Below are 10,120 nucleotides of genomic sequence, written 5' to 3'. Positions count from 1 at the left end.
CTTGTCTAACTTAATTTGACAATTAATAACCACTAAAATATCTCAAAAGGCAGAAAAACTTGCTATACTTTCGGAAAATTCATCGTTAATCCGACGCCTCGAAAGATAAATTACTTGGTTCTTTAGGATAAATATCATCTGTCACTGCAACCGTTTCATCTACAATTTCTATGCTAAATTGGTCTACCCATACACTTCCGATACCTTCTAGCAAGGCCCCGATATTAATGATTTCAGCTTCTTTTGGCACATCGACTACACAACTATACGGTTGCCACTTAGTTTCACCGATAATCGGGCGATCAAGCATATTATCAAATTTTAATTGTGCCATATCATGTCCATCGATACGAATCCATAATCCAGCTCTTCCCTTTTTCAATAATGTACGAGCATATCCTGTAAATCGAATGCGTTTTTCAACGTAATTTTGAGCTGAGAACTGTTGCATGATTGTCACAAAATCACCAGATTCAATTTTAGCTTCATTTTTTGATTGTAATGTAACTGATTGCTTGCCCGAATAAAATTCAGTTCGATCTAACTTCACTTTAAACTTATCTGCATTACTTCCAGCTACAAACCAATTAGGAATACCATCTAAACTCATACCCACCGTCTCCTTTTTTACTGTAAATGATTGAAAGAAATTCCGAAACTGTGCAGGAGAAAGTCGATACTCTTCTTTAAATGCACGCGAAAATGCTTCTTGAGATTGAAAACCGGTCACGAACGCGATATCTAAAATACTATCTGTTCCATATAACAGCTTTTTAGCTGCAAGTGCGATCTTACGTCTTTTAGTATATCGTGCAAAAGAGATTCCTGTTCGTTTCGTAAAGAGATGATGAAAACGACTAGAAGAATAATAGAAAAATGCTGCTGTATCATTCAATGTACAGTCATCTATATTCGCTTCAATGTAAGCAAATATCTTTCGCCACTCCGCCTCAGTCATGTTCATCGCTCCTTTCTATTTGTAGTTTACTTAATTTAGACGGTAAGTTTTTGATTATTTTGGCTAAAATAATCAAAGATTATTAGCCTATCCTTCACATTTCCTTTAATGAAGTGATACTTCAAGCTAAGAACTACGAGAAAACGACAAAACGACTGGCCACCTTCTGGAGTTCTTATTGATAGTGAAGCTTGAATGATTGATAATGTAAAAATACCATCTTCAAGAAAACGAGATGTTCAAAAGTTAGTATGTGATTTCAAGTTACTCATTTTGATTATTTTGATAGATTTTTTTAGCAATAACCTTACTGATTGGGAAACACATGACTGCTATAATTAAGCCGATAATGATTTCATTAAAAATAATAGTGACAAATAATAAAAGTATACTAGATAAAAACAAACTAAGAATATTAATTTTATCTTCTTTCATTTAGACCTTCGTTAAAATAGTCAATTCAATCTTACTTAAATCAGGGTTTCCTCTTATATTTCCTCACACCATACATGATCCAACTAACGCTATTCCCAAGCAACACGAGCGCAACTACTAGTGTCATCAATGACTCAGGTAAAACAAACAATCCAGCAAATCCTAATCCAAAAATTAAAACACTTATCAACAAATACTTTAAAAACAGTCCCATATTACTCTCATTTTCCTATCAACAAACACATCCGTATCAATTTATAACTAACAATCCCTCTATATCAACATCTATCTACCAAAAAACCTCATCACTTATGATACGGTTCGCCTTTAATAATCCGAAAGGCACGGTATATTTGTTCGACTAAAATGAGGCGCATGAGTTGATGTGGGTAGGTCATTTTTCCAAATGAAATTTGGGCATCGCTACGTTTCATGACGGCTTGGCTAAGTCCTAGTGAACCACCTATGACGAAGACGAAGCTGCTTTTACCTTGGATCGTTTGCTGGTTTAGTTGTTGGGCGAAGGCTTCACTGGATGGGTTCTTTCCTTCGATGGCTAATGCGTAGACGTATTCTTGGTCTTTGATTTTGGCTAAGATGCGCTCGCCTTCTTTGTCTTTGACTTGGATCATTTCGGCTTGGCTTAAGTTTTCGGGTGCTTTTTCGTCAGATACTTCGATTAATTGGATTTTTGCATAGCCGCTTAGGCGCTTGGCGTATTCATTGATGCCTGCTATGAGATACTTTTCTTTTAATTTTCCGACAGAGATTATTTTGATGTTCATTGTATCCGCCTTTCTTTTACTTTCTTATTATACACAACTTTTCCACAGGTTTTGAATTTTCTGGCAAAAAATATTTCTGATTTTATTTATAAAAGTTTGTTATTTCGCTTATTTTTGTAAGAACACCCGTTTGTATCCACAGATTCCATGAGTTATGCACATTTCTGTGGATAACTATGGTCGACATATCCCATACTATCCACATAGTTATCCACGTGAATGGTGGATAATCTTTCGAAGGTTTTTCATTAAATTAACCGCATTTCAGCAACAATTCTTCATATTTTTTTCAAATTCTCACAGTAGACTAAAAATGAAAATAAGCTTATACTATTAGTAAGTTATCCATATGGGAGGAAACAATATGAAAACCAAATCTTCTTCACTAGTTAAAAAAATAGGTATTAGCCTACTTAGTGGTGTTGTCGGTGGTGCGTTAAGTTTTGGTGGGTTGTATTATATCGCAAATGGCAATCAATCCAGTAGCTCAACATCAAGTGTTTCATCCACTACTAGCTCAGGCAAAACAACTGTCAGCAATGTAACATATAATGTGACGAGCGATGTAACAACGGCTGTCTCAAAAGTCCAAGATGCCGTTGTATCCATCATTAATTTGCAAAGCACTTCAAGTAATGATCAATTGGGTGGATTATTTAGATCTGATGAGAGCAATAGTTCTTCCAATGATAGTACGCTTGAGATTGCCAGTGAAGGTAGTGGTGTCATTTACAAAAAGTCTGGTGACACTGCCTATATCGTAACCAATAATCACGTTGTTGAAGGTCAAAAGGAACTACAAGTTGTCTTAGCTGATGGTACGAAAGTAACCGCTACGCTTGTTGGGACAGATTCTTATACTGACTTGGCTGTCTTAAAGATTTCTTCAAGTAAAGTCACAACAGTCGCTACGTTTGGTGATTCATCTGCCTTGAAAGTTGGTGAACCTGCGATTGCGATTGGTTCTCCATTAGGATCTGAATACGCAAATTCAGTAACAGAAGGAATCATTTCTTCCTTAAATCGCCAAGTAACTAGTACCAATGATGAAGGGGAAGCCGTTAGTATCAACGCTATCCAAACCGATGCCGCGATCAATCCTGGTAATTCTGGTGGCCCACTGATTAACATTGAAGGCCAAGTCGTTGGGATTAACTCAAGTAAGATTGCAAGTTCATCTTCTTCAAGTTCTGGTGTAAGTGTTGAAGGAATGGGCTTTGCTATTCCTAGTAATGATGTCGTCACAATTATTAATCAATTGGAAAAAAATGGTAAAATTACTCGACCTGCTTTAGGCGTTTCCATGTATGACTTGAGATCGATTTCGAGTGAACAACAAGAAGAAATTCTAAAAGTACCAAGCACTGTGAAACAAGGTGTCGTCATCTTAAATGTGGCAAACGGCACTCCTGCTGAAAAAGCCGGCTTAGAAAAATATGACGTCATTACAAAGATTGACGGCAAAGAAATCACTAGCACGACGGAATTACGAGCAGCACTTTATGCCAAATCAGTCGGTGATACGATGAAGATTACATTCTATCGTGAATCAAAAGAAAAAACAGTGACAGTTGAATTAACTGTCGATCAATCGATATTGAATCAAAGTAGTTCATCCTCATCTAATTCTGGTGAATAAAACAAACAGTAAAAAAGCGTTTAGCCCGACTTGTTATTCGGTTATTCGGAGCTAAACGCTTTTTTTTACTTAAATGCCAACCCTGTTTCGGCATCTTGAGGCAATTCTAAGATGCCTCTTTTTTTAGGCGCATTCGTCAGTTGCAATTCTTTTGCGGAGCAGATCATCCCTGCACTCGCTACACCACGTAGTTCTCCTGGCCAAATAAGTAGACCATCTGGCATCATTGCACCTGGTTTGGCGACGACGACTTTTAGTCCTTTACGGATATTCGGCGCACCACATACGATTTGGAGCACTTTGCCTTCATCGACTTTTACTTTGGTAATCGACAAGTGATCACTATCTGGATGAGCTTCACACTCTTGTACATAGCCCACGACAAATTTTGGTTCAGCATCTTTGACGACTGTTTCTGAAAAGCCAGCTTCTTGAATGAGTTCATTAATGGTAGCTAATTGAGCATCTGTCAGCGTTACTTGGCCGTTGCCTTCGATAGTCATTTTTTCAGAAATGGCAAATAGATTCCAGCCAATTGTGCGGCCGTCTTCTGTTGTTAATTTAGCGACATTTCCTTGACGTTGCACTTGTTGTTTCATTCCACGATCGTCAGCTAGTACAATCAATAATGTGTCACCGACGTATTCTTTGTTATATGCAAAAATCACGTTTGTTCCTCCTCAGTTTTCATACGCTTTCTATCTTACCAAATTTTTTGTGATTCAGCTTGGTTGATGAAAGAATTTTTAGTTTTTTGCCTGCTTGTCTTGTGTTGTACTCGGTTGAGTATAACCATATAGATGCAAGCGGCCGGATATATATTCCCCTAGATAGACTGCACCAATCGTCTCAAAGCCTTGTTTTTGCACTTGTGAAATCAACCATTCTTCATCTTTGTCAATTAATTCTAACACGTCTGTATTCGAAAGACCGTCGACAATGATCGGGTAGCGCAAATTTTCATCGCCAAATTCAATAATGGTTAATTGCCCGTTTTGTTCCAAGATTGCCCGTTTCACTTGGCTAATTTCATAAATACCATTTGAGCGTAACTTAAACATCAAATCATTGGCCGAGATGCCATTACTTAAACAAACGCCCACCTGTACCTCTCCATTTTGAATAAGGGTCATCGGCTTGCCATCGACTAGCATTTTGATGAATCGATTGTGTTCTTTAATAAATTTAAGAATAAATACAAGTAATGTCCAAATAATTAATACGAGCACAAATTGCAATACCGTAATCGTATCATTGTAAATAATCCCGCCAATAATGCCCCCGAGAACATAGTTTTGGATTTGATCGATGGCGGATGTCGGCGCTAAGTTGCCTTTGCCTAATAAATTAATTTGCACAATCAGGCATAAAATACCTAAAGCAAATTTGATAAAAATTGGCGTATAAAATTGCATAGCTGTCTCCTCTCTACTGTGTAACAAGCACAATATCTGTATTTACCAGCTGTGTTTTTGCTAATGTAAATGACTGTCCATCTTGGCTCAAGTCAACTCGATAATAGCTGTCGTCAATTTTCACTAATAATTCATCGACAAGTTGTGTGTTGTTCACATAGATTTCATCTTCAGAGACGTGTTTCATATGTGCGACTCGTTGCACGAATGTCACCATTGTGGAAATGCCAGTGTGTTGACTACGATTGGACTCATAGTTTGAAAATTGAATACCGGTGATTAATAATAAAATCAAAAAGAAAATAATACTTAGATCACGATATTTTGTCTGCAAACGATGCCTCATATAAAGACTAAATACCAAAAGCAATAGACCAAGTACGACAAATAATAATCCGTATTTAAAAAGGTCATTGACCGTCGCTTGGTTTTTTAAAAATTCTACGCTGTAAAAAGACATCTGCTCACTCCTTTCAAGTCTAGTGTAGCATTGGACGAAAACGAAAAAAAGCCTTGATTACCAGACTTTCACAAAGAACTTCTTTGCTCCAATCTCGTAATCAAGACAAATAGCGAATTATTTTTCTTCTTCCTTAGGTGAAACGATCAACACATCGCAACGTGCTTCACGTATGACGTAGTTTGCGACACTTCCTGTAATAAAGCGTTCAGCGGCATTTAAGCCTGATTGACCGACCATAATCAAGTTGGCATCAAATTTTTCTGGCAATTCTTTCCCAATCATTTGCTTCGCAGAGCCAAATGCTAAGACTGTTTCGACATTTGTGAAATCAACAGACTTCGCGTAGTTTTCTAATTCTTCCAACAAGGTACTGCCCATTTCTTTTTCATGATCCAAGACGGATTCATTTAATGGTGCATAGCCCATAAATGAAGACATTGGTTGATCCACGATATACGCTACAACGACGCGGCCATTGTTCCGACGTGCGACCTCAACTGCTTTTTTGTATGCATCTTCTGCTTGGGAAGAGCCATCTACTCCAACTAAAATTGTTTGATATCTTTGTTCCATTGTCGTCACCTTTTCTCAATTTTTTGGAAGATGGGTTAAAAATTCCGCGATTTCAGCTTTCGTCTTGCGGTCTTTATTGACTAAGCGGCCTAATTCTTTGCCGTCTTGAATCACGACAAAGCTTGGAATACCAAAAATATCCCATTTGCTGGCTACGTCCATGTATTTGTCACGATTTACCTCGATAAATTGATAATCAGGAAACATCGCTTCAATTTCTGGCATACTTGGATGAATGTAGCGGCAGTCGCCACACCAATCTGCCGTAAAAAAGAAAACATTTTTCCCTTTTTCAACGTAGCTAGCTAACTCTTCAAGACTTTCTGGAATAATCATATGTTCACCTTCTTTTCGTAGTATACTCTTTTTTTTCTTTTGCTCATTTGCGTTTCATACAGACAATTCTTTTCAACAAAAGTTATTTACCTTTGACGATGGTATCGACTGTCGAGCGGTCTAAGCCTTTGAGTGTTTGGATTAACATTTCTCTCGCCGCATCAAAATCACGAATGCTAAACATCGTTTGATGAGTATGGATGTAGCGACCACAGACACCGATCACACTACTTGGAATTCCTTCATTGGCCACATGGGCTGCTCCAGCGTCGGTGCCGCCTTTGGATACAAAATATTGATACGGAATATGATGCGTACTAGCAATATCTAGCAAGTATTCTTTCAATGCTGGTAACATGATCAACCCTGGATCAAAGATACGCAACAATGTACCTTCGTCTAAATGACCAAATGTGCCATTCGTCGTCACTGTATCATCCGCCGCTGAGCAATCGACCGCAAAGAAAATATCTGGTTTGAATTTTGTCACAGATACTTTAGAACCGCGTAAGCCGACTTCTTCTTGCACATTCGCACCCGCGATTAACGTGTGGCCAAGTGTTTCATTTTGCAATGCTTCCAAGGCTTCTAAGACCACCGCACAACCATAGCGATTGTCCCAAGATTTTGAGATAATTCTCTTGCCATTGGCTGTCTTAATGGTTTCTACTTTTGGTACGATGGTGTCTCCTGGACGGACACCGAAAGATTCGGCCTCTTCTTTCGACTCAAAGCCAGCGTCAAATAAAATATCTGCCACTTCTAGTGACTTTTGGCCGCTCGTTCCTCGTAGTAAATGCGGCGGTACTGAGGAAGAGATACATGGGTAATCCCCTTGACTAGTCTTTAAGGTAAAGCGCTGGGCTGAGACCACATACGGATTCCAGCCTCCTAGTGGTACCACTTTAAACAAACCGCGTGCGGTAATTTCTGTCAGTAGAAAGCCAACCTCGTCCATATGAGCAGCGACCATCACTCGTGGTGCATCCGCTTCTTTATGGTGACGAATACCAAATAAGCCACCTAAACCATCTTGTTGGACTTCATCCACAAGAGGCGTCAATTCATTGCGCATATAGGAGCGAATGTCTTGCTCAAATCCACTCGTCCCTTGTAGTTCTGTTAGTTCTTTGATTCGTTGAAAGGTTTTTTCTTCCATGCTTTGATTGGCTAGTGCCAATTCGCCTCCTTTAATTGAATGATTCGTCCTTATTATAACTCAAATTACTTTTCAAAAAAGGTTTTGGAGATTATTTCTCTTCCTCAGCGAAAAACTATGGTAAACTAGAGCAAATACAATCGTTGTGTTGAGAGGAGCTGACAAGATGTCTGTTGAAAAAGAAACACGCTCATTATTTACTGATGGATTAGCTGTTGGTATCGGGATTGGTCTATTTAGCGGTATCGTCTCGACGATTTGGGCTAAAAAACGTAGCAATCAATCTGCAGATGAAGTACTTGATGAAGTAAAACTGGCTTTTTTAAAGGAAGGACCGATTGAAGGATCTTGGATTCAATTTCAAAAGCAACCTTTTCGGAAGTTTGCGATTCGAACAGAAGTCTACGCTGGCGGTATTTCACGTATAGAAGACCAAACCTTGGTCACCTATGAGTTTTTAGCCGATGCTCGCACTGGCACGGTCTTAGAAGTCCATCGCATCCCAGTAGAACAAAACGACTCCGTACTCGGTTTTTAGAGGTTGTAACTAAAGCGTTCAGCTCCGAGCAATAAGCTCAGAAATCCCAAAAATTGTTCTTCAAATTTTTAGGGATTTTTGACTTATTGCCGAGTGAGCTGCTTTTGGTACACCGTTTAAATGAGGCTGTAACTAAAGCGTTCAGCTCCGAGCAATAAGCTCAGAAATCCCAAAAATTGTTCTTCAAATTTTTGACTTATTAAGGACTTGAACTAACTATTTTTTGCTACATCCAATTAGCAAGACAATTATAAAAGACCAGATCATCCAAAAGTTGTGCCAACTTCTGGACGATCTGGTTTTTTGCTTGTAGCCGAACAATTCTGTCTCAGCTTATTTGGCTAGTCGATAGATAGCATCCGCAAAAATAACGGCTGAATTGAATAAATCATCCAAGTCCATAAATTCATTTGCTTGGTGCATCGTATCAGTATAGCCTGGGAACATCGCGCCATACGCAACACCGCGTTCTAATAGACGGCCAAATGTTCCGCCACCAATAATTTGTTCGTATCCTTTTTGGCCAGTATGGTCTTCATATACTGAAAGCAATGTCGCAACCAATGGATCATCAACTGGTACATAGTGTGGCAACATATGATGTGGCTCACGCGTCGTTGTTACGCCGTAAGAACCAATAGATTCTTCAAGACCAGCTTCTAAGTTTTCAGCCGTCGTACCTTGAGGGTAACGGAAGTTTAAGTTGATGGTTGCTTCTTTGGCGCCATCTTCAAAATGAAATAGACTAGCATTCATGGTTAATTCGCCCATCTTTTCATCATTGTAGGCCACGCCTAATTTTTTCCCATCAAAGTCCTCATGCATGTACGCACCTGCGACATGTAAGAAGCTCTTTGCTCCGCCAGCAAAATCAAAGTGATCTAGGAATAGAGCCAAAAATGTACCGGCATTAATCCCAGCGGATGGATGTGCCCCGTGTGCGCTCTTACCGACAAGCTCAACAGTTACTGTCGCATCTGCTTGAGTAGCCTTAGCCGTTACTGGATGTTCATCGGTAAATGCGTTTAGTGCGACTTCAAATTCCGCAAAGTCACTTGCTGCAGGCAAGGTCACTTTGGCAGTGGCAGATCCTGGCACCATGTTTGGACGCAAGCCGCTCTTGAATGATTGCAATGTATAGCTGCCTTCATTTGATGAGCTGAAGTGAGCGAGCAATGAGATATTTCCTTTTTCCCCGTTAATGATTGGAAATTCGGCATCAGGTGAAAAGCCGAAATCAGGTTTTTCTTCGTGTTGGAAGTAATAATCCATATCCCCCCAGCCACTTTCTTCATCAGAACCGACAACAAAGCGGACTTTTTTCGATAAAGGTAGACCGAGTTCTTTGATAATTTTCATCCCATAGTATGCAGCGATACTTGGTCCTTTGTCATCAGATGATCCACGAGCATAGATTTTGTTGTCTTTAATCACTGGTTCGTATGGATCAGTATCCCAGCCATCGCCAGCAGGCACGACATCCATGTGACCGAAGATACCTAGTGTTTCGTCTCCTTCACCAAATTCAATGTGACCAGCATAGTTGTCGACATTTTTGACGGTGAAGCCATCGCGTTCACCAAAGCTTAACATTTTTTCTAATGCAGCCCGTGGACCAGGTCCAAAAGGTGCATCAGCTGTCGCTTTGTCATCTTCCCGTTCACTTTTTACACGTAATAGTGCTTCTAAATCACTTAATAAGTCGTCTTTTCTCGCAGCGACTTCTTTTTTCCAATCCGTTGTCATGAAAAAAACCTCCGTTCTTAATCTCTATCATCATATCACTTTTATTTTCCAAATGAAAATTCTTTTGTAGCTG

The 10,120-nt window shown here is 39.3% G+C and carries 11 protein-coding genes and 1 pseudogene; 2 read left to right on the top strand and 10 right to left on the bottom strand.

Annotated elements, in window-relative coordinates; genetic code table 11:
* Positions 1-85: 85 nt before the first annotated feature.
* The 3 genes from NE257_RS00685 to rlmH all read right to left on the bottom strand — a co-directional run bounded on the left by NE257_RS00685 (position 86) and on the right by rlmH (position 2,178).
* Complete coding sequence (locus NE257_RS00685) at positions 86-958, bottom strand: helix-turn-helix transcriptional regulator (RefSeq protein ID WP_251885556.1); 873 nt, start codon at positions 956-958, stop codon at positions 86-88.
* A 264-nt stretch (positions 959-1,222) separates the two neighbouring features.
* Positions 1,223-1,393, bottom strand: coding sequence for a hypothetical protein (locus NE257_RS00680; protein WP_251870010.1), 171 nt, complete (start codon positions 1,391-1,393; stop codon positions 1,223-1,225).
* 305 nt (positions 1,394-1,698) lie between these two features.
* Positions 1,699-2,178, bottom strand: coding sequence for a 23S rRNA (pseudouridine(1915)-N(3))-methyltransferase RlmH (gene rlmH / locus NE257_RS00675; RefSeq protein WP_007209069.1), 480 nt, complete (start codon positions 2,176-2,178; stop codon positions 1,699-1,701).
* Between the two features lie 349 nt (positions 2,179-2,527).
* Between rlmH and NE257_RS00670 the strand changes: the two genes are divergently transcribed.
* Positions 2,528-3,817: a S1C family serine protease gene (locus tag NE257_RS00670; protein ID WP_007209070.1), complete on the top strand. Its 1,290-nt coding sequence runs from the start codon at positions 2,528-2,530 to the stop codon at positions 3,815-3,817.
* Positions 3,818-3,882: 65 nt separating this feature from the next.
* Here NE257_RS00670 and ytpR read toward each other — a convergent pair whose 3' ends face one another.
* From ytpR to pepA, 6 genes and pseudogenes are all read right to left on the bottom strand, one after another.
* Entirely contained in the window at positions 3,883-4,485 is a 603-nt protein-coding gene (ytpR, locus tag NE257_RS00665; RefSeq protein WP_251885555.1) for a YtpR family tRNA-binding protein, read from the bottom strand.
* 78 nt (positions 4,486-4,563) lie between these two features.
* Complete coding sequence (locus NE257_RS00660) at positions 4,564-5,232, bottom strand: DUF421 domain-containing protein (RefSeq protein WP_251855053.1); 669 nt, start codon at positions 5,230-5,232, stop codon at positions 4,564-4,566.
* A gap of 13 nt (positions 5,233-5,245) precedes the next feature.
* Complete coding sequence (locus tag NE257_RS00655; RefSeq protein ID WP_251885554.1) at positions 5,246-5,692, bottom strand: DUF3290 domain-containing protein; 447 nt, start codon at positions 5,690-5,692, stop codon at positions 5,246-5,248.
* Positions 5,693-5,809: 117 nt separating this feature from the next.
* On the bottom strand, positions 5,810-6,268 hold the full coding sequence (locus NE257_RS00650) for a universal stress protein (protein WP_007209074.1): 459 nt from the start codon (positions 6,266-6,268) through the stop codon (positions 5,810-5,812).
* 15 nt (positions 6,269-6,283) lie between these two features.
* Positions 6,284-6,634 (bottom strand): annotated as a pseudogene (locus NE257_RS00645) (thioredoxin family protein); the annotation flags it as partial.
* A 52-nt stretch (positions 6,635-6,686) separates the two neighbouring features.
* Positions 6,687-7,763 carry a glutamyl aminopeptidase gene (gene pepA / locus NE257_RS00640; protein WP_251851481.1) on the bottom strand — a complete coding sequence of 359 codons (1,077 nt, stop codon included), beginning with the start codon at positions 7,761-7,763 and terminating at the stop codon, positions 6,687-6,689.
* Between the two features lie 166 nt (positions 7,764-7,929).
* On the opposite strand from pepA, the gene NE257_RS00635 reads away from it, so the two are divergent.
* The gene (locus tag NE257_RS00635; RefSeq protein WP_007209077.1) at positions 7,930-8,301 is read left to right on the top strand and encodes a hypothetical protein; all 372 of its coding nucleotides are present in this window, start codon (positions 7,930-7,932) and stop codon (positions 8,299-8,301) included.
* A 333-nt stretch (positions 8,302-8,634) separates the two neighbouring features.
* Here NE257_RS00635 and pepV read toward each other — a convergent pair whose 3' ends face one another.
* Complete coding sequence (gene pepV / locus NE257_RS00630) at positions 8,635-10,047, bottom strand: dipeptidase PepV (protein WP_007209078.1); 1,413 nt, start codon at positions 10,045-10,047, stop codon at positions 8,635-8,637.
* Positions 10,048-10,120: the final 73 nt, after the last annotated feature.

Origin of the sequence: Enterococcus italicus (assembly GCF_023743875.1) — a bacterium.
Classification (GTDB): domain Bacteria; phylum Bacillota; class Bacilli; order Lactobacillales; family Enterococcaceae; genus Enterococcus_G; species Enterococcus_G italicus.
This window is presented reverse-complemented; position numbering and strand designations above follow the sequence as displayed.